Consider the following 23,063-nt stretch of genomic DNA (forward strand, 5'->3'; position numbering starts at 1 on the left):
GGAATCCTCATGCGAACAACTGTCCCGCATTGCAACATGGCTTGACCGGTTCAGCGCCAAGGCTACGAGTCCGTCCATGAGCGAGACTCCGCCGGACAGCCTGATTCCGTACGACGAGATCGTGCAGGAAGCGCTTCGCGCCGTGGTCGGCCGCGTGCTGGGCGAGGTCGAGCAGACCGGCGGACTGCCGGGCGATCATCATTTCTACATCACCTTCAAGACCGCGCATCCTGGCGTCGAGATGCCGCGCCACCTGAGCGAGCGCTTTCCCGACGAGATGACGATCGTGCTCCAGAACAAATTCTGGGAGCTGAAGGTCGCCGACAAGCATTTCGAGGTCGGGCTCTCCTTCAACCAGGTGCCCGCCAAGCTGTCGATTCCCTTCGCGGCGGTGACCGGCTTCGTCGACCCGGCGGTCAATTTCGCGCTGCAATTCCAGGCTCAGGGCGATGAAGGCGGGCCCGAGCCGCACGAGCAGGCCGAGAATGACGGCCCGACCGTCACGCCGGCCGAGGACGGCTCCAACGTCGTCACGATTGATTTCGGCCGCAAGAAATAGGGATCAGCGCCGGACGGGGTTGCGCTCGTGCTCTTCGACTGCCTCCGGCAGCGCGATCCAGGGGTGTCGGTCCACGCACCATACGGCCTGCGCCGGCGCCGGAAAGGCGGGGTCGGCGAACGCGCCGGCGGCAACACCGATCAGACCCGGAAGGCGCGCCGGCTCCCACCACAGGTTCGTGCCGCAATCGGGGCAGAATAGAAATGCGACGTCGTGGCCGCTGGCGGAGCCGCGGCTGAAGCGCCGGGCTGTGCCTGCGACGGTCGTGACCGCGTTTCGCGGAAAGAAGGCGGCGACGCTAAACGCGCTGCCGGTTCGCCGCTGACAGTCGCGGCAGTGGCAGAGCGAGACCTTGAGCGGCTCGCCCTCGCAGCGCAGCCGCAGCGCGCCGCAATGACATCGCGCCTCCCGGATCTCGACGCCGCTCAAAACCAATTTCCCTCGCGGAACCACTTGGTCACGATATATTTGACTCCGGCGTGGACGGTCTGGCCGGCATGCGCGGCATAGAGGTTTGGCGCGCCGGTCGCGTCCATATTGTTCCACATCAGCAGCATGCCTGTGCGCGGATTGACGGTAAGGCCGGCCGCCTCGAAAGCCGTCTCGCCGCCCGCCTCGGGCTGGTTCAGGAAGATCATCGCGGTCCAGGTGCGCTGGCCGCCGGTCTTCTCCTGCTCCGGCCAATAGCTCTGGTCGGTGTGGAAGAAGTCGTGATGGGTGCGGAAATACTGGCCGGGCGCATAGCGTTGCCCCTGCAACGTCTCGCCGTGGCGTTCGGGCAGGCCCATCAGGTCGCAGATGCGCAGGTCGATCGCGCGAACCCGCTTGTCCCACCGGTTCAGGTTGCAGCTGTCGCTGGTGCGGAAATTCTCGTCCTGCGAGTCGGACAGCAGCGTCGACGGCTGGCGGTCGCGTTCGATCTGGTCGACCAGATAGGCGCAGTCGGCGAGCGGGAGGAATTGCTCGACATACCAGAGGGTGAGGCCGGGGCTGCGGACGGACTGGACGCCGGCGGCGGCAAGGCGGACGCCCACTTCGGCGCCGATCCGGGCGCGCTCCGGCGATGTCTGGAGGGCGAACTGCTCGGGAGTCATCGCGCGAATCCCTAGCAGGCAAAGAGCAAAATGGGAGCCGGATCGCTCCGGCTCCCATCGAACTTACCAGAAGAAGTCGTAGATCGCGTCGACCACTTCGCCGGTGCGGATATCGACCAGCAGCGCGTCGTCATAATAGCGCACCCAGCGATACGGGCCGTAGGCGGGCGGCAGCGAATACTGGAACGGATCGTTGATCCAGTAGCTCTGCGAAAACAGCGGCGCGCTCAGGATCACGCCCAGTGAGAAGCGGTTATAGCCGTGGCTCCAGCCCCGCGGCGCGTAGTAGCGCGGGAATCGGTACGAGTTGCGATTGCGCTGGCGCCAGTCCTGCCAGCTATAGCGCTGGTCGCGGCGCCAGTCCCGGTCCCACCGGCCGTTGCCGTTCCATCGATAGCCGTCGCGATTCTGCCAGCGGTTGCGATCCTGCCACTGGTTGCGGTCCCGCTGCCAGTCCTGGCGGTCGCGCTGCCACTCGCGCCGGTCCTGTTGGCGATCCTGGCGGAAATCACGGCGATCCTCGGCGCGGTCGCGGCGGAAGTCGCGCACGTCGTCGGCACGGTCGCGGCGGAATTGCTGGCGGTTGGCATAGTCGCCCTGCCGCCAGTCGCGGCGGTCGTCGCGCCGTTCCTGCCGGAAATCCTGGCGGTCCTGCCGCCGTTCCTGGCGGAATTGCTGCCGGTCCTCGCGCCGTTCCTGGCGGAATTGCTGGCGCGGCGCCTCGCGACGCTGGGCCTGGGCGGCTGGGCGTTCGGCCCGGCGTTCCTGCGCGACGGTCCGCTCCGGCGCGGCCTGGAAGCCGCCGCCGCCCGGATCACGGCCGCGCTGCGCCAGGGCCGGTGTCGTGACGGTAGCCGCGGCGAGCAACGCGGCGATCAGCTTGCGCATCTGTTCATCTCCTCACCCCCCGCAGCCATACGCCGCGGACGTTGATCCCGATATGCGCCGCTGGCGATGAGTCGTGGCTGAACCGGGCTGAAAGCAAAGCGAAAGCTAGCCGCCCGGAGCGCGGGGCGTCAGCGCGGGAACCGCGTGCGCGGCGCCGGCCGGATCGATCCCGGGCGGCGGCGCCCCGACCAGCGCCTGGCCCTGCGCCGCCTGTGCCGCGCGGCGGATCGCCTCGCGCAGCCGGGGATAGATGCCGCAGCGGCAGATGTTGGTGATGGCGGCATCGATATCGGCATCGGCGGGCATCGGCTTGCGCTTCAGCAGCGCCGCCGCCGCCATCACCATGCCGGGGATGCAATAGCCGCACTGCACGACGTTCATCGCCGCGAACGCCTGCTGGACGGGATGGCTGCGGTCGCGCGACAGCCCTTCGATCGTGGTCACGAACCGCCCTTCGCAGGCGGCGATCGAGACGCGGCAGCTCGGCACCGCTTCGCCGTCGATGTCGACGGTGCACGCGCCGCATTCGCCGGTGCCGCAGCCATATTTGGTGCCGGTCAGGTTCGACGCGTCCCTGAGCGCCCAGAGCAACGGCGTTTCCGGGTCGAGCAAATATTCGACCGGCTGGTTGTTGACGGTGAACTTCGTCATGCCGGCCAAGGCTTAGCGCCGCGGGCATAAAAGCGAAACGCATCGTTTCCGCGCGGACGGTTGTCGATGCGGGGCGCGGGCCAGATATCATCGTCCATGAAATTCCCGACGCTCTTCATCCCGCACGGCGGCGGCCCGTGCTTCTTCATGGACCCGCAGGGCGGCCCGCCCGATCCGATGTGGCAGCCGATGCAGGACTATCTGGCCGGACTGGTCGAAAGCCTGCCCGAGCGGCCGCGCGCGATCCTGCTCGTCTCCGGCCATTGGGAGGAGGCACAGGCAACGGTGCACAGCGGCGCCCGGCCGGGCCTGCTCTACGACTATTACGGTTTTCCCGAGCACACCTACCGGCTGCGCTGGGACGCGCCGGGCGCGCCTGAGCTCGCGACCCGCGCCAGGACCCTGATCGAGGCGGCCGGCTTTCCCGTCGGCGCGGAGGCGACACGCGGCTGGGATCACGGCGTGTTCATTCCGATGAAGGTCGCGGTGCCCGGCGCCGACATTCCGCTCGCCCAGCTGTCGCTGCGGGCCGATCTCGACCCGGAGGCGCACATCGCGTTCGGGCGCGCGCTGGCTCCGTTGCGCGACGAAGGCGTGCTGATCGCCGCGTCGGGGATGAGCTTCCACAATCTGCGGGAGCGCGGGCCGCACGTGACCGGGCGCGCCGACGCGTGGGACGCGGCGCTGACGGATGCCGTCACCGATCCTGATCCGGTGCGCAGGGCGGCGCGCGTCGCCGCCTGGGAGACGCTGCCGCACGCGCGCTTCGCGCATCCGCGCGAGGAGCATCTGCTGCCGCTGATGGTGGCGCTCGGCGCCGGCGGCGACGATCCGGCGCGGGCCGACTTCACCGGCCATGTGCTCGGCTGGACGGTCAGCGGCTACCGCTTCGGCTGACCTTACTCGCGCCAGCTGGTGTCGATCTTGTCGACCCGGCGGACCATCGCGTCGAAATCGGCGCGGCCGGCGCCGCCGGGAATCTGCACCTTCGACAGGTCGCGCTGGTGCACGGCGATCACCTCCGGCGGGATCGTCAGCGGCTTGCCCATCGACAGCGTCGCCATCTGGATCTCGCAGGCGCGCTGCAGCGACCAGTGCTTGATGAAGGCCTCGGGCAGGGTGCGGCCCATCACCAGGATGCCGTGATTCTTCAGCAGCATCGCGCGCTTGTCGCCCAGATGCTCGATCAGCCGCGCGCCTTCCTCGGAGCGGACGGTCACGCCTTCGAAATCGTGATAGGCGATCTGGCCGATGAAGTTGGCGGCGTAGAAATTGACCGGCTGCAGCCCGCCTTCCAGCGAGCTGACCGCCATGCCGGCGGTGGTGTGCGTGTGCATGATGCAATGCGCGTCCGGCAGGTTCCGGTGGAACACGCTGTGCTGGACGAAGCCGGCCAGGTTCACCGGATAGGGATTGTCGTCCAGTTTGTTGCCGTCGATGTCGATCTTGACCAGGTTCGACGCCTTCACCTCGCTGAAATGCAGCCCGAACGGGTTGATCAGGAACGCGTCCTCCTCATCCGGCACCTTCACCGTGATGTGGTTGTAGATCATCTCGTCCCAGCCGAGCATCGCGAACACCCGGTAGCAGGCGGCAAGCTCCTGCCGCGCCTGCCATTCGGCCTCGCTGATCTGGGAATTGCGCAGCACCGCCGTCGCCATCGCCTTCTCCTTTTCCGCGACTATCGCACGCGTGCGCGCCGCTCGCAATCGAGCGGCAACTGATGGAAGCGAAACAATCGCGCGTCCGTTGCGGAACCGTTGCGGCCTTTTGAGCGTCTAAGCTGGCAGTTCAACACTGGCGATTGCAAACTAAAGACTCTGGGTTCGGACAGGAGGACGCAATGAATATCATCGTATGGCTTGTCGTTGGCGGCATCATTGGCTGGCTGGCCAGCATCATCATGCGGACCGACGCACAACAGGGCATTTTCCTGAACATCATCGTCGGCATCGTCGGCGCGTTCATCGGTGGCCTGATCTTTTCAGGCGGATCGATCAACAGTGCCAGCCTGAATCTTTATTCCTTCCTTGTTTCGCTGCTGGGTGCCGTCATCCTGCTGGCGATCGTCAATCTCTTCCGCCGCGGTAGCGTCCGCTAACAAGGACGCGCATCGGGAAGAGCGTTTTGGGGCCGGGCATTTGCCCGGCCCTTTCCTTATTGCAGTTCGAAGCGGACCGAGAGGTTCACGCGCAGCTCCTGCTCGCCCGGCAGGATCTGGGACTTCGCGGCTTCGGCCACCATGCCTTGCGCCCGCATCATCACCGGTAGCGGCCGCGGCGTCTCCATCGTGTTCTCACTGATCGACAGGATGCGCTTCACGCTCAGGCCGGCCGCCCGCGCGTAGAGGTCGGCGCGGGCGCGCGCCTTGGCGATCGCGTCCAGCCGGGCCTCGTCCATCGCCGCCGCCGGGTTGTCGAGGCCGAGATCGGGCCCGCTGATCTGGTTCGCGCCGGTCGCGACCAGCGCATCGAGGATCAAGCCCGCCTTGCCGATGTCGCGGAACTTCACTGTCACCGAGTTCGACGCCTGGTAGCCGGTGATGACTGGCGGCTGGTTTTCGCCGTAGCGATATTGCGGCTGCAGCGAGATGCTGGCGGTCCGCAGGTCCTTGTCGGCAATGCCGGCGCGCTTCAGCGCCGCGATCACGCGCTCCATCCGCGTCGCGTTCTCCCGCATCGCCCCGGCCGCATCGGCCGCCTGGGTGACGACGCCGGCGCTGATCGTGGCGAGGTCGGGCGTCCGCGTCGACTGGCCTTCGGCCGTCACGTCCAGGACCGTGCCGCTGATCGTCTGGACCGGAACCGGCATCGTCTGCGCGAGCGCGGGCGCGGCAAGGGCCGAGAGCGCGAGGGTGGCGATGGACTTCATGATCATGCTCCTTCGTCTGTCATGTCGCGGCCCAGATGGCGTCCGGCCCCTGCATCGGGGCTTAACCGGTGTGTCTTCCTTCGACCGCATCATGCGCCTACATAGCGCGCCGCGCGCGTCCGGCCCCGATATCGCGGAACCGCACGAATTGCGATTTTCCGGCCTTGAGGCTGGTGAGTTATTGATGTAACACAGCTCCGACAAATGATAACCGCCGGGGCGGAAGGCCAGTGAACATGAACTACGAAACGAGCTTCCGGTCCGACGAGACCGCCACGCCGATCGATGGCGACAGCGCGCCGCGGCGGCGGCGTGCGCTGATCATCGGCGCGGTCGTGATCGCGCTGGCGGTGGCGCTGGCCTTCTTCATGTTCGGCCGCAAGAGCGAGCCGGCCGGTCCCGTCGCCGCGCAGGGCGCGAAGGCGCAGGCGCCGGAGGTGACGGTCGTCACGCCGGGCCGGCAGCCGGTCGCCGGCACCGTGTCGGCAACCGGCACGATGGCCGCGCGCGTCGACATGCCGGTCGGCGTCGCCGGCGAGGGTGGGGAAGTCACGCGCGTGCTGGTGCAGCCGGGCGACTGGGTGCGCGCGGGCCAGGTGCTCGCGACGATCGAGCGCTCGGTCCAGGCCCAGCAGAGCGCGGCGCTGCAGGCGCAGATCAACGTCGCCCGCGCCAATGCGCGGCTGGCGGAGCAGGAACTGGCGCGCGCGCAGCAGCTGGTCGGCCGCGGCTTCATTTCCAAGGCCGATGTCGATCGCAAGCTCGCGACCCGCGACCAGGCCAATGCCCAGGTCCGCGTCGCCGAGGCGCAGTATCGCGAATCGCTGGCGCGCACCGGGCGGCTGGACATCCGCGCCCCGGCCGCGGGCCTGGTGCTGACGCGCGCGGTCGAGCCCGGCCAGGTGGTCGGCGCCGGCAGCGGCGCGCTGTTCCGCCTCGCCAAGGGCGGCGAGATGGAACTGCGGGCGCAGCTGTCGGAAACCGACCTTGCCAAGGTCCATGTCGGCGCGACCGCGACCGTCACGCCGGTCGGATCGGCCGAATCCTTCCACGGCCAGGTGTGGCAGGTCGCGCCGGTGATCGATCCGCAAAGCCGGCAGGGCATCGCCCGCATCGCGCTTTCCTATGATCCCGCGCTTCGGCCGGGCGGCTTCGCGCAGGCGGAGATCGTCACCGGCCAGACCGACGCGCCGGTGCTGCCCGAATCGGCGGTGCTCAGCGATCCCAGCGGCAACTTCGTCTATATCGTCGATGCCAATGACAAGGCGCAGCGCCGCGCGGTCAAGACCGGGCAGGTCAGCGCCAAGGGCATCGCGATCGTCAGCGGCCTGACCGGCAACGAGCGGGTCGTGCTGTCGGCTGGTGCGTTCCTCAACCCCGGCCAGGCGGTGAAGCCGCACCGCCAGGCCGCCGGCCGCTAAGGAAGACATTCGATGAGCTTCCGCAACATCTCCGCCTGGGCGATCCGCAACCCGGTTCCGCCGATCGTTCTGTTCGTCGCGCTGACGCTGGCCGGCCTGATCAGCTTCATGCGCATGGACGTGAACCAGATGCCGGACGTCGCCTTCCCTGGCGTCACCGTCACGGTCAGCCAGCCGGGTGCGGCGCCGACTGAAATGGAGACGCAGATCACGCAGCGCGTCGAGGCGGCGGTGCGTGCGATCAGCGGCGTCGAAGACATTTCCTCAAGGGTCGACGAAGGGCAGAGCTTCACGATCGTGCAGTTCACGATCGGCACGCCGGTCGACCGCGCGGTCAACGACGTGCGCAACGCCGTCGACCAGATTCGCAGCCAGCTGCCGGACGGCATCCTGGAGCCGCAGGTCACGCGAATGGACGCCGATGGCGGCCCGATCGCCTATTTCAGCGTCGAAGCGACCGACATGACGCTTGAAGAGCTCAGCTGGTATGTCGACAACACCGTCGCCAAGCAGCTGCTCTCCGTGTCCGGCATGGCCGCGGTCCAGCGCGGCGGCGGCGTCAGCCGCGAAATCCGCGTCATCCTCGATCCCGCCAAGCTGCAGGCGCAGGGCCTGACCGCGGTGCAGGTCAACCAGGCGATCCGACAGGTCAATTTGAACGCGGCCGGCGGTCGCGCCGAGATCGCCGGCGCCGAGCAGTCGGTGCGCGTGCTCGGCAACGCCCGCAACGCCTATGACCTGGGCCAGACCCAGATCGCCGTGGGCGGCGGCCGCACGGTCAAGCTCGCCGATGTCGCCGATGTGCGTGACATGTATGGGGAGCAGCGCAACCTTTCGATGATGAACGGCCGCCAGGTCACCAGCTTCTCGATGACAAAGGCCAAGGGCGCGTCCGACGTCACGGTCTATGACGACGCGATGAAGGTGCTGGACAAGCTCCAGAAGCAGAATCCGAAGGTCAAGTTCAAGCAGCTCTACACCAGCGTCGAATACACCAAGGGGCAGTATCACAGCTCGATCGACGCGATGATCGAAGGCGCGGTCCTGGCGGTGCTGATCGTGTTCCTGTTCCTGCGCGACTGGCGGGCGACGATCATCTCGGCGCTGGCGATCCCGCTGTCGGCGATCCCGGCCTTCTGGTTCATGGACATGATGGGGTTCACGCTGAACACCATCTCGCTTCTGGCCCTCAGCCTCGTCGCCGGCGTGCTCGTGGACGATGCGATCGTGGAGATTGAGAACATCGTCCGCCACATGCGGATGGGCAAGTCCGCCTATCAGGCCGCAATCGACGCGGCGGACGAGATCGGTCTTGCCGTGCTCGCCACCACCATGTCGATCGTCGCGGTGTTCCTGCCGGTCGGCCTGATGCCGGGCATTTCGGGCCAGTTCTTCATCCAGTTCGGCATGACCGTGGTGATCGCGGTGCTGCTGAGCCTTGCGGTCGCGCGACTGATCACGCCGATGATCGCGGCCTATTTCCTGAAGGCGCACGGCAAAGCCTCGCACGGCGAGGGCTGGCTGATCGACCGCTATATGTCGATCCTGTCCTGGTGCGTGCGCCATCGCTGGAAAACATTGCTGATCGGCGGCGGCGGCGCGTTCGCGGCGACGATCTTCGCATTCGCGACGCTGCCGATGACGTTCCAGCCGACGATCGACCAGGACTACAGCCAGGTCCAGATCGAGATGGTGCCGGGCAGCACGCTCGAGCAGACGCGCGCGGTGACGGAGCAGGTGTCGTCTATGCTGACCGCCGACACGGCCGAGGTCGACGCGGCGTTCGCCGACGTCAACCCGACCCAGTCGACCATCTATCTGACGCTGAAGAAGGATCGTCCGATCTCGAGCGTCGAATGGGAGCGCAAGATCGCGCCCAGGTTCCAGCAGATCCCGGACGCCCGCGTCAATTTCCAGTCGCAGTCTGGCGGCGGCTTCGGGCGTGACATCATCATCATGCTGGGCAGCGACGATCCGGTGAAGCTGGAGGCGGTCGCGAACAAGCTGGTCGCGGAGATGGCGACCATTCCGGAGCTGCGCGCGCCGCGCCCGGCGGGCGACCTGAAGCGGCCGGAAATCATCATCCATCCGCACATGAACCTCGCCGCCGATCTGGGCGTCACCACTCAGGCGCTCAGCCAGACGATCAGGATCGCGACGCTGGGCGACATCGACCAGAACAGCGCGAAATTCTCGCTGTCCGATCGCCAGATCCCGATCCGCGTGGCGCTGGACGAGGATGCACGCCGCGACCTGTCGACGATCGAGAACCTGCCGGTGCCGACCACCAATGGCGGCTCGGTGCCGCTGAAGGTCGTTGCCGACGTGAAGTTCGGCGCCGGCCCCACCACGATCCGCCGCTACAACCAGATCCGCCGCGTCGTCGTCGGGGCCGACCTGGCGCCCGGCGTCGTCACCAGCCAGGCCATGGCCAAGCTCAACGCGCTGCCGACGATGAAGGCGATCCTGGATGGCAAGATCGACGGCGTGCAGAAGATCCAGGCCGGCGACAGCAAGTTCCAGATGGAGATGATCAACAACTTCATCATCGCCGTGATCTCCGGCGTGCTGCTGGTCTTCGCGGTGCTGGTGCTGCTGTACAAGCGAGTGATGCCGCCGTTCGTGAACATGGGCTCGCTGCTGCTGGCCCCACTGGGCGGTGCGCTGGCGCTGCACCTGGTCGGCATGCCGATCTCCATGCCGGTGTTCATCGGGCTGCTGATGCTGCTGGGCATCGTCGCGAAGAACTCGATCCTGCTGATCGACTTCGCGATCGAGGAGATGTCGCACGGCGTGCCGAAGTTCGAGGCGATCATGGACGCGGGCCACAAGCGCGCCCAGCCGATCGTGATGACGACGGTCGCGATGGTCGCCGGCATGATCCCCACGGCGCTGTCGCTGACCGGCGACGGCGCGTGGCGCCAGCCGATGGGCATCACCGTGATCGGGGGCCTGATCCTGTCGACGCTGCTGACGCTGGTGATCGTGCCGGCCGCCTTCAGCCTCGCCGACAGCTTCGAGAAGTGGATGGGGCCAAAATTCGGGCGGCTGCTCACCTTCAAGCCTGGCGACGATCGCCCCGCCCACCAGCCAGCCGAGTGACGCGCCGCGTACAAGCCCCGCTCCGTTCGGGCTAAGCTTGTCGAAGCCCTCCCTTCGTTCCCGGCGCAGAGGAGAAAGGGAGGCCTTCGGCAGGCTCGGGCCGGACGAAGTCGAAGGCGATTGAACTCCGATGCCTCCCGCGCTTTGGTAGGGCAATGACTGCGCCGCAAGCCTTCGTGACGCGCACCGCAACCGGGCCGCGGCGGATGCGGATCGTCGCAACCGGCCTGTTGGTGCTGATGGCGGGCGTGTTCTTTATCGCCCGCGCGCTGGAGCCGGGACAGCCGGCCTGGGGCTTCGTCCGTTCCTTTGCCGAAGCGGCGATGGTCGGCGGCCTCGCGGACTGGTTCGCGGTGACGGCGCTGTTCCGCCACCCATTGGGGCTGCCGATCCCGCACACCGCCATCGTGCCGCGCAACAAAGACCGGATCGGCGACACGCTGGCCGCGTTCCTGAAGGACAATTTCCTGATCCCCGGCGTGGTCGCGCGCCGCATGCGGCGAGTGGACGTGGCGAGCGCGGTCGGCCGCTTCCTCGCCACGCCGCCCGCGCAGGAAGGCCGCATCCGGGAGACCGGGACCCGCCTTGTCGCCGACGTGATGGAGGCGCTCGATCCGGAACGGCTGGGCGGGATGGTCAAGGACGCGATCGATCGCCGCGTGCGCGCGGTCGACCTCGCGCCGATCCTGGGCCAGGCGCTGCAGGCGGCGATCGCGAAGGACCGGCACATTCCCGTGCTCGAAGGGCTGATCCGCTGGGCCGCGCGGACGCTGGATGCGAACGAGCATCTGATCCGCCAGATGATCCATGACCGTGCCGGCTCGATCCTGCGCTGGACCGGGCTCGACGAAACGCTGGCCGACAAGATCATCGACGGGCTGATGCGGCTGCTCGACGACATGGCCGTTGATGCCGGGCACCCGGTCAGGATGCGCGCCGAGGACGGGCTCGCCCGGCTGGCCGAGGATCTGCAATTCGATCCGGTGATGCAGCGCCGTGTCGCGGAAATCCGCGACGAATTGCTCGACAACGAAGCGATGCGCCGCTGGATCGACGGGCTATGGGAACAGGGTCGCGCCGCGCTGCTCCGCGCCGCCCGTAACCCGCGCTCGGCGATGGGCGGCAAATTCGGCGACGCGCTCCGTCAGCTCGGCGAGACGCTGCAGCAGGATGAGCGGCTGCGCGTGACGATCAATCGCTTTGCCCGCCGCGCCGCGGTCGGCTTCTCGGCCAATTACGGCGCCAGCGTCGTGCGCCTGGTCAGCGATACCGTGCGCAGCTGGGACGCGCGGACCGTGACCCGGCGGCTGGAGGATGCGGTCGGCCGCGATCTCCAGTATATCCGTGTCAACGGCACGCTGGTCGGCGGTCTGGTCGGTCTCGCCATTCACGCTTTCGAGATCTGGCTGCACTGATTCTTTTGACATGGCGACCATTCGTCCCCATCTTGGCGCGATGTTCGTTGTCCGTCTTTTCACGCGTTTTTGCGTGCACGGGAGCCAGAGCGCCGCACGCGCCTGAGCCCCGCAGGCCCTGCCCGGCCTGCCGGGGGCGTGCTTGCGGGACGAGTTATTTTTCGGAGAATTTCAATGGCCACCACGAGTCCGGCGCGCGGCGTCGCGCGTCCGCCGGTCCATCTGATCGACAGCGAATGCGACATGCTGGTCGATCTTGCACTGCAGGTCGAAGGGCATAGCCCCGCGGTCGCGGCGATGCTGCTCGGCGAGATCGAACGCGCCGAAACGCACAGCGCCGACGCCCTTCCGGCCGGCACCGTGACGCTCGGCTCGGAAGTCGACTTTCTCGATGAAAGCACGCACCGGCTGCGCACGGTGACGCTCGTCCTGCCGGGTCAGGCCGATATTCAGGCCGGCCGCGTTTCCGTGCTGACGCCGGTCGGTGCGGGGCTGATCGGCCTGGGCGAAGGCCAGGCCATCGACTGGCCCGATCGCGACGGCACGACCCGCCGGCTGCGCATCATGGCCGTCCGCCGGCCGAACTGATCACCCGTCGCCGTCGCGCTCGATCTCGGCGCCGACGGCGGAGAGCTTCTCCTCCAGCCGCTCATAGCCGCGGTCGAGGTGATAGACGCGGCGGACCTGCGTCTCTCCCTTGGCCGCAAGCCCCGCGATGATCAGGCTCATCGACGCGCGCAGGTCGGTCGCCATCACCGGCGCGCCGTTCAGCCCCTCGACTCCGCGCACGACCGCCGAGCGGCCGGTGACCTGGATGTCGGCGCCCATGCGCGCGAGCTCGGGCACGTGCATGTAGCGGTTCTCGAAGATCGTCTCGGTCAGCAGGCTGGAGCCGTGCGCGAGCGTCAGCATCGCCATGAACTGCGCCTGCATGTCGGTCGCAAAGCCCGGATAGGGCGCGGTCGACAGCGTCAGCGGCTTCAGCGGCTTGTCGGCGGTGACCTTGAGGCCGTCGTGCGTCTCCTCGATTTCGATCCCCGCCTCCTGCAGCGCGGCGAGCGTCGCGCGCATCTCGCTTGCGCGGGCGCCGGCCAGCTCCAGCGAGCCGCCGGTGATGCCGACCGCGCAGGCATAGCTGCCGGCCTCGATCCGGTCCGGCATTACCGCATAGGTGGCGCCGTGGAGCTCCTTGACGCCGCCGATCACCAGCGTCTCCGTGCCGACTCCGTCGATGCGCGCGCCCATCGCGATCAGGCAGCGGCACAGGTCGACGATCTCGGGCTCTCGGGCGGCATTCTCGATCGTCGTGCGGCCGGAGGCGGTGACCGCCGCCATGACGGCATTTTCGGTCGCGCCGACGGAGACGATCGGAAACGCGACATTGCCGCCCGGCAGCCGCCCGCCAGGGGCCACCGCGCGGACATAGCCGGCGCTCATCTCCAGCTTCGCGCCCAGCGCCTCCAGCGCCTTCAGGTGCAGGTCGATCGGCCGGTTGCCGATCGCGCAGCCGCCGGGCAGCGAAACCGTCGCTTCGCCGGCGCGGGCAAGGATCGGGCCCAGCACCAGGATCGAGGCGCGCATCTTCCGCACGATGTCGTACGGCGCCATCGTCGCGGTCAGGCTGGTCGCGCGCATCGTCATCACGCGGCCGAAATCCTCGGGCCGCGTGCCCTCGACCGTCGTTGACACGCCGAGCTGGTTGAGCAGGTGGCCGAAGCTGTCGACATCGGCCAGCCGCGGCAGGTTGCGCAGCGTCAGCGGCTCGTCGGTCAGCAGCGCGCAGGGCAGCAGCGTCAGCGCCGAATTCTTCGCGCCGGAAATCGGTAGGCGGCCCTCGAGCGGCCGCCCGCCGCGGATGATGATGCGATCCATGGGGAGCGCTTAGCGATACTTTTCCCGCCCTTCTAGGGAGGGGGAGATCAGCGCCGCCTTACGCTTTTTCCAGCGTGCACTGGAGCGGGTGCTGGTTCTGGCGGGCGAAGTCGATGACCTGGCTGACTTTCGATTCGGCGACTTCGTAGGAGAAGATGCCGCAGACGCCGACGCCTTTCTGGTGGACGTGGAGCATCACGCGAGTCGCGTCCTCGATGCTCATCTTGAAGAAGCTCTGCAGCACCAGCACGACGAACTCCATCGGCGTATAGTCGTCGTTCAGCATCAGCACCTTGTAGAGCGACGGCTTCTTGGCCTTGGCACGGGTGCGCGTGGCGACCCCGACGCCGGTGCCGCTATCATCGTCCTGGCCCTCGCCTGCCATGAGCGTCGGGCGATCGATCATTTTGAAATCCGTGTCACGCATGGCGAACGCAGAATATGGCAAGCCGGCTCCCTCGGGCAAGGCCCGGCACCCGCCATTAACCGCACAAACGAAAACGGCCGCCCCGGGGGAGGGGCGGCCGTCAGAGTCGACCGGCTCAAGAGGGGAAGGGGAGCCGGCTGATGAAAGCTACGCTACGGTTACGCGGCAGCCTTGAACTTCTCCGCCGCGACGGCGAAGCGGTTCGAAATCGGCTGGAACACGTCGCCGGCGACCTTGAGCAGCGTCTCGCTGTTCTTCGAGGTCTCGGCGATCAGCTGGTCGAACGCGGTGCGCGCGAACTCGCTCTGCAGCTGGAAGAATTCGGTCGGGGTCTTGGCCGACGCGAAGTTCTTCAGGGCAGCGGTGGTCTGCTCGAAGTTCTTGCGGGCGGTCTCGGCCGCCTGCTGGCCGAGCGTCTCGGCCGCCTTGGCGGCGACGCGGCCCGATTCGACCAGCGCTTCGATGTTGCCCTTATTGAACTCGTTCAGCTCCTCGACCAGCTTGGTCGAGCGCTCGACGGCCGCCTTGGTGCGGGCGTTGACGTCGCCAAAGAATTCGGTGGCGCGAGCCTGTGCGTCCTGCGCGAAGTTCTGGGCGGTGTTGTTGACGGTGTCGGTCATGGTCGGTCCTTTCGTGCTCGGTTCGGCCGGCGTCGCGACCGGCTGGGATTCGACGGTGGCGGCCGCGATCGCCGCCGGGGCGGTCATCGCCTTCTCCGCGGCCGGCTGAACGGCCTTGGGAGGAGCTGCCTTCTTGGCAGATGGGGCCTTCGGGGCCGCGGCCTTGCTGTCCTTGCTCATCGGAAACGAACTTCCCCGATCGTTATGTTGCAGTGCACAATATAGGATCGGCGCGCGAAGTTCAAGGGATTTTTGTGCAGTGCACAATTGACGGGGTTCCCGGCCGGCGATGCCGCATCTCCCGAGTAACCTTCCTCTGGACGTGCTTCGTCGCGCGGTTTACGTAAACGTCAGGAAGGATGCGGGCATGACGGTCGAATCGGTTGACGTGCTGGTGGTGGGCGCCGGGATCTCCGGCATCGACGCAGGCTATCACCTGCAGACCTATTGCCCGGGCAAGAGCTACGTGATCCTGGAAGCGCGCGACGATCTTGGCGGCACCTGGGACCTGTTCCGCTATCCGGGCATCCGCTCCGATTCAGACATGCATACCCTGGGCTTCTCCTTCCGCCCGTGGACGGAAGCCAAGGCGATCGCCGACGGTCCCTCGATCAAGAAATATCTGCGCGAAGCGGCCGAGCATTACGGCATCGACAGGCATATCCGCTACCAGCACCGGGTGCAGCGCGCGTCGTGGGATTCGGCGAGCGCGCGCTGGACGGTCGAGGTGGAGCGCGGCCCGAACAAGGAGCCGGCGACTTATTCGGCCAACTTCCTCTTCATGTGCAGCGGCTATTATAACTACGGCGAAGGCTATACGCCGGACTTCCTGGGCCGCGCCGACTTCCGCGGCCAGATCGTGCATCCGCAGCATTGGCCCGAGAATCTGGATTATAAAGGCAAGCGCGTGATCGTGATCGGATCGGGCGCGACCGCGGTCACGCTGATCCCGGAAATGGCCAGGGACGCGGCGCATGTGACGATGCTGCAGCGCTCGCCGACCTACATGGTTTCGCGCCCCAGCCAGGACAAAGTCGCGAACGCGCTCAGGAAAGTGCTGCCGTCGAAGCTCGCTTATGGCCTGACGCGCTGGAAGAACGTGCTGCTCGGCATGTATTTCTACAAGAAGACCCGCACCAACCCCGAAGGGGTCAATGCCTGGGTGCTGGAACGCGTGAGGGCGCTGCTGCCCGAAGGCTATGACATGGCGCATTTCACGCCCAGCTATAATGTCTGGGACCAACGCCTCTGCCTCGTGCCCGACGATGATCTGTTCGCGGCGATCCGCGATGGCTCGGCCGAGGTGGTGACGGGCCATATCGACCGCTTCACGCCGAAAGGCATCCTGCTGAAGGATGGCCGCGAGCTGGAGGCGGACATCATCGTGACCGCGACGGGCCTCAGCATCCAGCTGCTGAGCGGCGTCGGCTTCGTGGTCGACGGCGAACCCGTCGCGCTGTCGCGGACCATGACCTACAAGGCGATGATGTTCTCGGGCGTGCCGAACCTCGCGACGTCGTTTGGCTACACCAATGCGTCGTGGACGCTGAAGGCGGACCTCACCTGCATGTACGTCGCGCGGCTGCTGAACCACATGGACCGCACCGGCACCCAGATCGCGACGCCGGTGCTCGACGATCCCGAGGTCGAGGAACAGCCCTGGCTCAGCTTCACCTCCGGCTATGTCCAGCGCGCGCTCGACACCCTTCCGAAGCAGGGATCGAAGCGTCCCTGGCGCGTCCACCAGAATTACGCGCTCGACATGCTCGACCTGAAATTCGGCAAGGTCGAGGACGGCGCGATGACCTTCCGCAAGGCCGGCGCGGTCAAACGCGAAGCAGCACAGGAGCTGATGGCGGCGGAGTAGGCCGGATCAGGCTGGAACATAGGTAGAACAAAGGTGTAATTGGTCCGGCGAATCGGGCCATGTACACGGAACTCAACGTCTCCACGCATTTCAGTTTTCTGCGCGGCGTCTCCAGCGCGGAGGAGCTGTTCGCGGCCGCCGCCTTGCTCGGATACGAGGCGCTCGGGATCACAGACCGGAACACGGTCGCGGGGCTGGTCAAGGCGCTCTGCGCCAGCGACACGACCGGCGTGCGTCTGGTCGCCGGTTGCCGGCTGGACCTGATGGACGGGACCGGCCTGCTGGTCTGGCCCGAGGATCGGCCCGCCTGGTCCCGCCTCACCCGCCTGCTGACGATCGGCAAGGGTCGCATCGACCGCCGGAAAGGCGAGAAGGGCCAATGCTTCCTTCACTGGGAGGACGTCGCGGCCTGGAGCCACGGGCTGGTCGCGGCGCTGGTGCCGGACGAGGCGGATCGGGTGACCGGAATCGCGCTTGCCCAGATGGCCGACATCTTCGGTGATCGCGCGCATCTGGCGCTTGCCCATCGCCGTCGGCCGGGCGAGGCGATGCGGCTGCATGGGCTCGACGCGCTGGCCCGGCGTTATGGCGTGCGGCCGGTCGCGACCGGCGACGCGCTCTACGACAGTCCGGACAAGCGGGTGCTTCAGGACGTGGTGACCGCGATCCGCGAGCATTGCACGATCGACGAGCTCGGCTTCCGTCGTGAACGCCATGCCGACCGGCATCTGAAGAGCCCAAAGGAAATGGAACGGCTGTTCGCCCGCTTTCCCGACGCCGTGCGCGCCACCGCCGATATCGCCGAACGCTGCACCTTCTCCTTGCGCGAGCTCAGCTATCAATATCCCGACGAAATCGTGATGTCCGGCCGCAGCCCGCAGGACGCGCTGGAACGGATGACGCGCAAGGCCCTCGACGATCTCTACCGTGGCGATCCGCCCGAATCCCATCGCTCGCTGCTGACGAAGGAACTGGAGCAGGTCGCGAAGTGGCAATATGCGCCCTATTTCCTGACCGTCCATTCGATCGTCCAGTTCGCGCGCAGCCAGGACATTCTGTGCCAGGGCCGGGGGTCGGCGGCGAATTCGATGATCTGCTTCGTGCTGGGCATCACGTCGATCGACCCGGTCAAGCACCAGCTCCTGTTCGAACGCTTCCTCTCCGACGCGCGCGACGAACCGCCCGACATCGACGTCGATTTCGAGCATGAACGGCGCGAGGAAGTGATCCAGTGGATCTACGAGACCTACGGCCACTCCCACGCCGCGCTGGCGGCCGTGGTCAGCCGTTTCCGCACGCGGGGTGCCGTACGGGAGGTGGGCAAGGCGCTCGGGCTGCCCGAGGACGTGACGGGGGCCATTTCGGGCCAGGTCTGGGGCTGGTCGAGCGATGGCGTCGCCGAGCGCCATGTCGAGCAGCTCGGCCTCGACCTCAACGAGCCGCGGCTGGCGCTGACGCTGGAGCTGAGCCGCCAGCTGATCGGCACGCCGCGCCATTTGAGCCAGCATCCGGGCGGCTTCGTGCTGACCCGCGACCGATTGGACGACCTCGTACCCATCGCGCCCGCGACGATGGAGGATCGGCGCGTCGTCGAATGGGAGAAAGACGATCTCGAAGAGCTGAAGATCATGAAGGTCGACGTGCTGGGGCTGGGCATGCTCGGCTGCATGCGCCGCGCGTTCGACCTGCTGCACGAGCACAAGGGGCAGCGCCTGACGCTCGCCTCGCCCGAAATGCAGGTCGACGATCCCCAAGTCTATGACATGATCTGCGAGGCCGACACGCTCGGCGCGTTCCAGATCGAAAGCCGGGCGCAGATGTCGATGCTGCCGCGGCTGAAGCCTAGGAAATTCTACGACATCGTCATCCAGGTCGCGATCGTGCGCCCGGGGCCGATCCAGGGCGACATGGTCCATCCCTATCTGCGGCGGCGTGAAGGGAAGGAAGAGCCGGAATATCCGAAGCAGGAGCTGAAGGACGTTCTCGAAAAGACGCTGGGCGTGCCGCTGTTCCAGGAACAGGCGATGAAAGTCGCGATCGTGGGCGCGGGCTTCAGCGCCGTCGAGGCCGACGAGCTCCGCCGCGCGATGGCGACGTTCAAGTCCAGGGGCGGGGTCGACAAATTCCGCGACAAGATGGTCGGCGGCATGCTCGCGAACGGCTATGCGCGCGACTTCGCCGAACGCACCTTCAAGCAGATCGAAGGCTTCGGCAGCTACGGCTTTCCCGAGAGCCACGCCGCCAGCTTCGCCAAGATCGCCTACGCGTCGTGCTGGATGAAATACCATCATCCGGAAATCTTCTGCGCCGCGCTGCTCAACGCGCAGCCGATGGGCTTCTACGCGCCGGCCCAGATCGTCCGCGACGCGCGCGCGCATGGCGTGGGGGTGCTGCCGCCTTCAGTGAATGCGAGCCGCTGGGATTGCACGCTGGAAGGAGATGCGGATCGCAAGCCGGTTCGTCTGGGCCTGAGGCTGGTCAAAGGCCTTTCGAACCAACACGCCTCGCTGATCGCGACCGCTGCGATGGACAGTCCCTTCACATCGATCGAGGACGCCTGGCATCGCTCGGGCGTGCCGGTCGCGGCGCTTGAGCGGCTGGCCGAAGCGGATGCGTTCGCCTGCCTGGGCGTCGACCGGCGTCAGGCGCTCTGGCAGGTGAAAGGCCTTGGCTATACCGAGCTGCCGCTGTTCAAGGCGGTCGAAAGCCGCGAGCCCGCCGCCACGTTTCGCCCCATGGCGGAAGGGCGGGAGGTGGTCGAGGATTATGGCGCGATCCAGCTATCGCTCCGCCACCATCCGCTGCGCTTCCTCCGGCCGGAGCTGGGCCGCCAGCGCATCGTGCCGGCGGGCCGGCTTGCCGCCCTGAAGGATGGCGCAAGAGTGACCGTCGCCGGCATCATCCTGGTCCGCCAGCGACCCGGCAAAGGCAATGTCTGCTTCATCACGATCGAGGACGAGACCGGCATTGCCAACGTCATCGTCTGGCAGCGCGATTTCGAGCGGCAACGGCGCGCGATCATGGGATCGGCGATGATCACGGTGCATGGACGGCTGCAGATCGAGGGCAAGGTGATCCACATCGTCAGCGACCGGATCGAGGATTCGACGCAGCTGCTGCGCCAGGTCGGCGAAATGGACTTCCCGCACCACACTGGCCGCGGCGATGGCGCGACCCATGGCGGCTCGCCGGATCGCGGCGAATTGATCCGGGTGAAGACCCGCGATTTCCACTGAACCTCTATTTCGTCCCCAAAATCGCCGGATCGTGCGCCTTGGCCCAGTTGGCCTCTCCGATCACATAGGCGCGTGCCGCTTCCGCATCGGCGGGGCTCATCACTTTCGCGAAGCTGACCATGCCGCGGTCGTGCAGCGCGCCGTCGATGACGATGCTCTTCCACGTGTCCGCGTCGCCGAGCGCGCCGGAATGGCGGAGGTCCGGCGTCACGCCGCCGCTGACCGCGTTGGCGCCGTGGCAGACCTGGCAGAAGCGTCCGAACACGGCCTTGCCCTGCGCCACCTGCGCCGCCGGAGCCGTGGCTGGCGGCGGATCGAAGCTCATCGCCATGCCGGATGGAAGTGCCGGCAGCCGGCCCTTGCCGTCCAGCTTCAGCACGATCAGCCGCGGGATGCTCGGCACCTTGTTGGCGGCGCCTCCGGCATAGCCCGAGGTCAACGCCCAGGCTCCGCCGCGACTGGTCAGCAACGCGACATATTGCACGCCGTCGATGCTGTAGGTCGAGGGCGCCGCGAGCACGCCCGACTGGACGGGCAGCGACCAGAGCTGCTTGCCGGTGTCCGCCGCATAGGCGCGGAACTCGCCCAGCGCCGTGCCCTGGAACACCAGATTGCCGGCGGTCGCGAGCGTGCCGCCGTTCCACGGCGTCGAATAGTCGACCCGCCACCGCGCCTTGCGCGCGACCGGGTCCCAGGCGACCAGCGCCCCCTTGGTCGCCGCGATCGCCGCCTTGATGAAGGCCGGGTCGGCCGGGAGCATGCCCTCGCTCATGTTCGCGCCGACATTGAAGCCGATCGCCTCGCGCGCCGCGTCCTTAGCGGACAGCGGCGGGATATAGCCGAAGCCGATGTCGTTGACCGGCAGGTAAACGAGCCCGGTCATGGGCGAGAAGCTCATCGGCTGCCAACTGTGTGCGCCGATCGGGGCGGGCGCCGCGAGGAACGGCTTGCCGTTCGCGCCGTAGCGCGCGTCCGGATTCTCGATCGGCCGCCAGGTCTTCGGATCATAGCTGGTCGCCCAATTGACCGCCGTGAACATGTCGGCGGACACGGGCTTGCCTGTCTCGCGGTCGATCACGAAGAAAAAGCCGTTCTTCGGCGCGTGCAGCAGCAGCTTGCGCCCGCCCAGCTCGGTCAGGACGATCGGCTGGGTGGCGGTATAGTCCCAGCTTTCGCCGGGCGTTTCCTGGTAATGCCATTTATAGGCGCCGGTGTTCGGGTCGAGCGCGACGATCGACGACAGGAACAGATTGTCGCCCTGGCCTTCGCTGCGCACCTGGTGGTTCCAGGGGCTGCCGTTGCCGACGCCGATATAGAGCTGGTCGAGCGCGGGGTCATAGACGATCGCGTCCCATGCGGTACCGCCGCCGCCCGATTGTTTCCACTGGCCGTTCGCGCTCCAGGTCGCAAAGGCCTTCGCCATGATCGGGTCGGACGCTTCGCCGTCCGGCTGCCCGGTCGGGTTCGGCACGGTGTAGAAGCGCCAGCGCTTCTTCCCCGTAGCTGCGTCATAGGCGGTGACATAGCCGCGCACGCCGAATTCGGCGCCGCCATTGCCGATGATCACCATGTCCTTCACCACCCGCGGCACGCCCGTGATCGTGTAGGGCGTGGCGGGATCGGTGGTCTGCACGCTCCAGATCGGCTTGCCGGTTGCGGAATCGAGCGCGATCAGCCGCCCGTCCAGCGCGCCGAGATAAAGCCGGCCCTTCCACACCGCGACGCCGCGATTGACCACATCGCAACACGCCTGCACGCCCTTGTCGCCGGCAACCTGCGGGTCGAAGCTCCAGCGCGGCTTTCCGGTCACGGCGTCATAGGCGAACACCTTCGACCAGGGACCCGTGACGTACAGCGCACCGTCGACCATCACCGGCGTCGATTCGACGCCGCGCGCGTCGGGCAGGTCAGCGAACCAGGCGATGCCGAGGCGGCCAACCGTCGCATCGTTGATTTGGCTAAGGGGGCTAAACCTCTGCTCGGCATAATCGCGCCCGGCGGAAGGCCAGTCCGTCCCATCGCCGCCCTGGGTCAGATACGCCCCGTCGACCTTCGCGCCCGGTTTCACTCCCGTCTGCGCATAAGCCGCCGCGCCCAGCACCAGCGCCGCCGCAACCACTGCCCGCATGCCGCCTCCCCTCAATTTTGAAGGAATGTGCTGCATTGGGTTGCGATTTGCTACGGCTTTTTGCGCGCCTGTTAGAAGTAGGGGGGCCTATCCAGGCCGGCGGGGCTTTTTGTAAAGATCTCGCAGCCGGTTTCGGTGATCCCGACCGAATGTTCGAACTGGGCTGAGAGCGAGCGGTCGCGGGTTACGGCGGTCCAGCCGTCCTCCAGCACCTTGCAGTCGGGCCGGCCGATATTGATCATCGGCTCGATCGTGAAGAACATGCCGGGCTTCAGTTCCGGCCCCGTCCCTGGCCGGCCGGCATGCACCACTTCCGGTGCGTCGTGGAACAGCCGCCCCACGCCATGCCCGCAGAAATCGCGGACCACGCCATAGCGGTGTTTTTCGGCGAAGGACTGGATCGCGTGCGCGATATCGCCCAGCCGGTTGCCGGGCTTCGCCTGTTCGATCCCCAGCATCATCGCTTCATAGGTCACGTCGACCAGCCGCCGCGCCTTCACGCCGACATCGCCGATCAGATACATGCGGCTGGTGTCGCCGTGCCAGCCGTCGAGCAAAGGCGTCACGTCGACATTGACGATGTCGCCGTCCTTCAGCGTCCGCTCCGACGGGATGCCGTGGCAGACGACGTGATTGATCGAGATGCAGCTGGAATGGGTGTAGCCGCGATAGCCCAGCGTCGCCGGCACCGCGCCGCCGCGCAGCGTGTGCTCGCGGATGATCTCGTCGATCGCTTCGGTGCTGACGCCCGGCACCATATGCGGCGCGATCGCGTCCAGGATCTCGGCCGCCAGCCGCCCGGCCCGGCGCATCCCCTCGAACCCCTCGGGCCCGTGCAGCTTGATCGCATTCGTGCGCGTGGAGGCGGAATCCGCGTCGATATAGCTGGTCATGGCGCGGATATAGTCGCCG

Annotated in this window: 20 protein-coding genes; 9 read left to right on the forward strand and 11 right to left on the reverse strand. The window is 67.0% G+C overall.

Annotation, left to right across the window (positions count from 1 at the left end; all coding sequences use genetic code 11):
* Window positions 1–76 precede the first annotated feature (76 nt).
* Complete coding sequence (locus tag GON01_RS14255; RefSeq protein WP_157028022.1) at window positions 77–559, forward strand: SspB family protein; 483 nt, start codon at window positions 77–79, stop codon at window positions 557–559.
* Between the two features lie 3 nt (window positions 560–562).
* Here the strand turns inward: GON01_RS14255 and GON01_RS14260 are convergent, their stop codons facing one another.
* The 4 genes from GON01_RS14260 to GON01_RS14275 form a co-directional block, all read right to left on the reverse strand.
* On the reverse strand, window positions 563–988 hold the full coding sequence (locus tag GON01_RS14260; RefSeq protein WP_157028023.1) for a GFA family protein: 426 nt from the start codon (window positions 986–988) through the stop codon (window positions 563–565).
* Window positions 985–1,653, reverse strand: a complete 669-nt coding sequence (locus GON01_RS14265; RefSeq protein WP_157028024.1) for a prolyl hydroxylase family protein — start codon at window positions 1,651–1,653, stop codon at window positions 985–987. Before GON01_RS14265 ends, GON01_RS14260 begins: the two co-directional genes overlap by 4 nt.
* Before the next feature lie 63 nt (window positions 1,654–1,716).
* Entirely contained in the window at window positions 1,717–2,541 is an 825-nt protein-coding gene (locus GON01_RS14270; protein WP_157028025.1) for an RcnB family protein, read from the reverse strand.
* A 105-nt stretch (window positions 2,542–2,646) separates the two neighbouring features.
* Window positions 2,647–3,192 carry a (2Fe-2S)-binding protein gene (locus GON01_RS14275; protein ID WP_157028026.1) on the reverse strand — a complete coding sequence of 182 codons (546 nt, stop codon included), beginning with the start codon at window positions 3,190–3,192 and terminating at the stop codon, window positions 2,647–2,649.
* Window positions 3,193–3,288: 96 nt separating this feature from the next.
* Here GON01_RS14275 and GON01_RS14280 point away from each other — a divergent pair, with 96 nt between their 5' ends.
* Complete coding sequence (locus tag GON01_RS14280) at window positions 3,289–4,089, forward strand: DODA-type extradiol aromatic ring-opening family dioxygenase (RefSeq protein WP_157028027.1); 801 nt, start codon at window positions 3,289–3,291, stop codon at window positions 4,087–4,089.
* A 2-nt stretch (window positions 4,090–4,091) separates the two neighbouring features.
* Here GON01_RS14280 and GON01_RS14285 read toward each other — a convergent pair whose 3' ends face one another.
* A complete protein-coding gene (locus GON01_RS14285) occupies window positions 4,092–4,853 on the reverse strand; it encodes a class II aldolase/adducin family protein (protein ID WP_157028028.1) in 762 nt (253 codons plus the stop codon).
* Window positions 4,854–5,035: 182 nt separating this feature from the next.
* Here GON01_RS14285 and GON01_RS14290 point away from each other — a divergent pair, with 182 nt between their 5' ends.
* Window positions 5,036–5,293 carry a GlsB/YeaQ/YmgE family stress response membrane protein gene (locus GON01_RS14290; RefSeq protein WP_157028029.1) on the forward strand — a complete coding sequence of 86 codons (258 nt, stop codon included), beginning with the start codon at window positions 5,036–5,038 and terminating at the stop codon, window positions 5,291–5,293.
* 56 nt (window positions 5,294–5,349) lie between these two features.
* On the opposite strand, the gene GON01_RS14295 is transcribed toward GON01_RS14290, so the two are convergent.
* Window positions 5,350–6,069, reverse strand: coding sequence for an SIMPL domain-containing protein (locus GON01_RS14295; RefSeq protein WP_157028030.1), 720 nt, complete (start codon window positions 6,067–6,069; stop codon window positions 5,350–5,352).
* 230 nt (window positions 6,070–6,299) lie between these two features.
* Here GON01_RS14295 and GON01_RS14300 point away from each other — a divergent pair, with 230 nt between their 5' ends.
* From GON01_RS14300 to rnk, 4 genes are all read left to right on the forward strand, one after another.
* On the forward strand, window positions 6,300–7,484 hold the full coding sequence (locus GON01_RS14300) for an efflux RND transporter periplasmic adaptor subunit (protein WP_157028031.1): 1,185 nt from the start codon (window positions 6,300–6,302) through the stop codon (window positions 7,482–7,484).
* 12 nt (window positions 7,485–7,496) lie between these two features.
* Entirely contained in the window at window positions 7,497–10,586 is a 3,090-nt protein-coding gene (locus GON01_RS14305) for an efflux RND transporter permease subunit (protein WP_157028032.1), read from the forward strand.
* Between the two features lie 155 nt (window positions 10,587–10,741).
* Window positions 10,742–12,001 carry a DUF445 domain-containing protein gene (locus GON01_RS14310; protein ID WP_232328856.1) on the forward strand — a complete coding sequence of 420 codons (1,260 nt, stop codon included), beginning with the start codon at window positions 10,742–10,744 and terminating at the stop codon, window positions 11,999–12,001.
* A gap of 174 nt (window positions 12,002–12,175) precedes the next feature.
* Window positions 12,176–12,589 carry a nucleoside diphosphate kinase regulator gene (gene rnk / locus GON01_RS14315; RefSeq protein WP_157028033.1) on the forward strand — a complete coding sequence of 138 codons (414 nt, stop codon included), beginning with the start codon at window positions 12,176–12,178 and terminating at the stop codon, window positions 12,587–12,589.
* On the opposite strand, the gene murA is transcribed toward rnk, so the two are convergent.
* The 3 genes from murA to GON01_RS14330 all read right to left on the reverse strand — a co-directional run bounded on the left by murA (window position 12,590) and on the right by GON01_RS14330 (window position 14,920).
* Window positions 12,590–13,873 (reverse strand): UDP-N-acetylglucosamine 1-carboxyvinyltransferase, encoded by a 1,284-nt coding sequence (gene murA / locus GON01_RS14320; protein ID WP_157028034.1) that lies wholly within the window; start codon window positions 13,871–13,873, stop codon window positions 12,590–12,592.
* A gap of 58 nt (window positions 13,874–13,931) precedes the next feature.
* Window positions 13,932–14,279 carry an ATP-dependent Clp protease adapter ClpS gene (clpS, locus tag GON01_RS14325; RefSeq protein WP_232328857.1) on the reverse strand — a complete coding sequence of 116 codons (348 nt, stop codon included), beginning with the start codon at window positions 14,277–14,279 and terminating at the stop codon, window positions 13,932–13,934.
* A 179-nt stretch (window positions 14,280–14,458) separates the two neighbouring features.
* Window positions 14,459–14,920 carry a phasin family protein gene (locus GON01_RS14330; protein ID WP_232328858.1) on the reverse strand — a complete coding sequence of 154 codons (462 nt, stop codon included), beginning with the start codon at window positions 14,918–14,920 and terminating at the stop codon, window positions 14,459–14,461.
* A 367-nt stretch (window positions 14,921–15,287) separates the two neighbouring features.
* On the opposite strand from GON01_RS14330, the gene GON01_RS14335 reads away from it, so the two are divergent.
* On the forward strand, window positions 15,288–16,787 hold the full coding sequence (locus GON01_RS14335; RefSeq protein WP_157028037.1) for a flavin-containing monooxygenase: 1,500 nt from the start codon (window positions 15,288–15,290) through the stop codon (window positions 16,785–16,787).
* A gap of 59 nt (window positions 16,788–16,846) precedes the next feature.
* A complete protein-coding gene (locus tag GON01_RS14340) occupies window positions 16,847–20,023 on the forward strand; it encodes an error-prone DNA polymerase (protein ID WP_157028038.1) in 3,177 nt (1,058 codons plus the stop codon).
* 4 nt (window positions 20,024–20,027) lie between these two features.
* Here the strand turns inward: GON01_RS14340 and GON01_RS14345 are convergent, their stop codons facing one another.
* Together GON01_RS14345 and map are read right to left on the reverse strand one after the other, a co-directional pair.
* Window positions 20,028–22,151: a PQQ-dependent dehydrogenase, methanol/ethanol family gene (locus GON01_RS14345; RefSeq protein ID WP_232328859.1), complete on the reverse strand. Its 2,124-nt coding sequence runs from the start codon at window positions 22,149–22,151 to the stop codon at window positions 20,028–20,030.
* A gap of 71 nt (window positions 22,152–22,222) precedes the next feature.
* Entirely contained in the window at window positions 22,223–23,044 is an 822-nt protein-coding gene (gene map, locus GON01_RS14350) for a type I methionyl aminopeptidase (protein WP_157028040.1), read from the reverse strand.
* Between the last annotated feature and the right edge of the window lie 19 nt (window positions 23,045–23,063).

The organism is Sphingomonas horti (assembly GCF_009753715.1).
In the GTDB taxonomy this organism is placed as follows: Bacteria; Pseudomonadota; Alphaproteobacteria; order Sphingomonadales; family Sphingomonadaceae; genus Sphingomonas_B; species Sphingomonas_B horti.

Excerpts from the sequence above, each read along its gene's own strand:
- GON01_RS14255 (WP_157028022.1), top strand. The coding sequence starts at position 77 with ATGAGCGAGACTCCGCCGGACAGCCTGATTCCGTACGACGAGATCGTG.
- GON01_RS14265 (WP_157028024.1), bottom strand. The coding sequence starts at position 1,653 with ATGACTCCCGAGCAGTTCGCCCTCCAGACATCGCCGGAGCGCGCCCGG.
- GON01_RS14270 (WP_157028025.1), bottom strand. The coding sequence starts at position 2,541 with ATGCGCAAGCTGATCGCCGCGTTGCTCGCCGCGGCTACCGTCACGACA.
- GON01_RS14275 (WP_157028026.1), bottom strand. The coding sequence starts at position 3,192 with ATGACGAAGTTCACCGTCAACAACCAGCCGGTCGAATATTTGCTCGAC.
- GON01_RS14280 (WP_157028027.1), top strand. The coding sequence starts at position 3,289 with ATGAAATTCCCGACGCTCTTCATCCCGCACGGCGGCGGCCCGTGCTTC.
- GON01_RS14285 (WP_157028028.1), bottom strand. The coding sequence starts at position 4,853 with ATGGCGACGGCGGTGCTGCGCAATTCCCAGATCAGCGAGGCCGAATGG.
- GON01_RS14290 (WP_157028029.1), top strand. The coding sequence starts at position 5,036 with ATGAATATCATCGTATGGCTTGTCGTTGGCGGCATCATTGGCTGGCTG.
- GON01_RS14295 (WP_157028030.1), bottom strand. The coding sequence starts at position 6,069 with ATGATCATGAAGTCCATCGCCACCCTCGCGCTCTCGGCCCTTGCCGCG.
- GON01_RS14300 (WP_157028031.1), top strand. The coding sequence starts at position 6,300 with ATGAACTACGAAACGAGCTTCCGGTCCGACGAGACCGCCACGCCGATC.
- GON01_RS14305 (WP_157028032.1), top strand. The coding sequence starts at position 7,497 with ATGAGCTTCCGCAACATCTCCGCCTGGGCGATCCGCAACCCGGTTCCG.
- GON01_RS14310 (WP_232328856.1), top strand. The coding sequence starts at position 10,742 with ATGACTGCGCCGCAAGCCTTCGTGACGCGCACCGCAACCGGGCCGCGG.
- rnk (WP_157028033.1), top strand. The coding sequence starts at position 12,176 with ATGGCCACCACGAGTCCGGCGCGCGGCGTCGCGCGTCCGCCGGTCCAT.
- murA (WP_157028034.1), bottom strand. The coding sequence starts at position 13,873 with ATGGATCGCATCATCATCCGCGGCGGGCGGCCGCTCGAGGGCCGCCTA.
- clpS (WP_232328857.1), bottom strand. The coding sequence starts at position 14,279 with ATGATCGATCGCCCGACGCTCATGGCAGGCGAGGGCCAGGACGATGAT.
- GON01_RS14330 (WP_232328858.1), bottom strand. The coding sequence starts at position 14,920 with ATGACCGACACCGTCAACAACACCGCCCAGAACTTCGCGCAGGACGCA.
- GON01_RS14335 (WP_157028037.1), top strand. The coding sequence starts at position 15,288 with ATGACGGTCGAATCGGTTGACGTGCTGGTGGTGGGCGCCGGGATCTCC.
- GON01_RS14340 (WP_157028038.1), top strand. The coding sequence starts at position 16,847 with ATGTACACGGAACTCAACGTCTCCACGCATTTCAGTTTTCTGCGCGGC.
- GON01_RS14345 (WP_232328859.1), bottom strand. The coding sequence starts at position 22,151 with ATGCGGGCAGTGGTTGCGGCGGCGCTGGTGCTGGGCGCGGCGGCTTAT.
- map (WP_157028040.1), bottom strand. The coding sequence starts at position 23,044 with ATGACCAGCTATATCGACGCGGATTCCGCCTCCACGCGCACGAATGCG.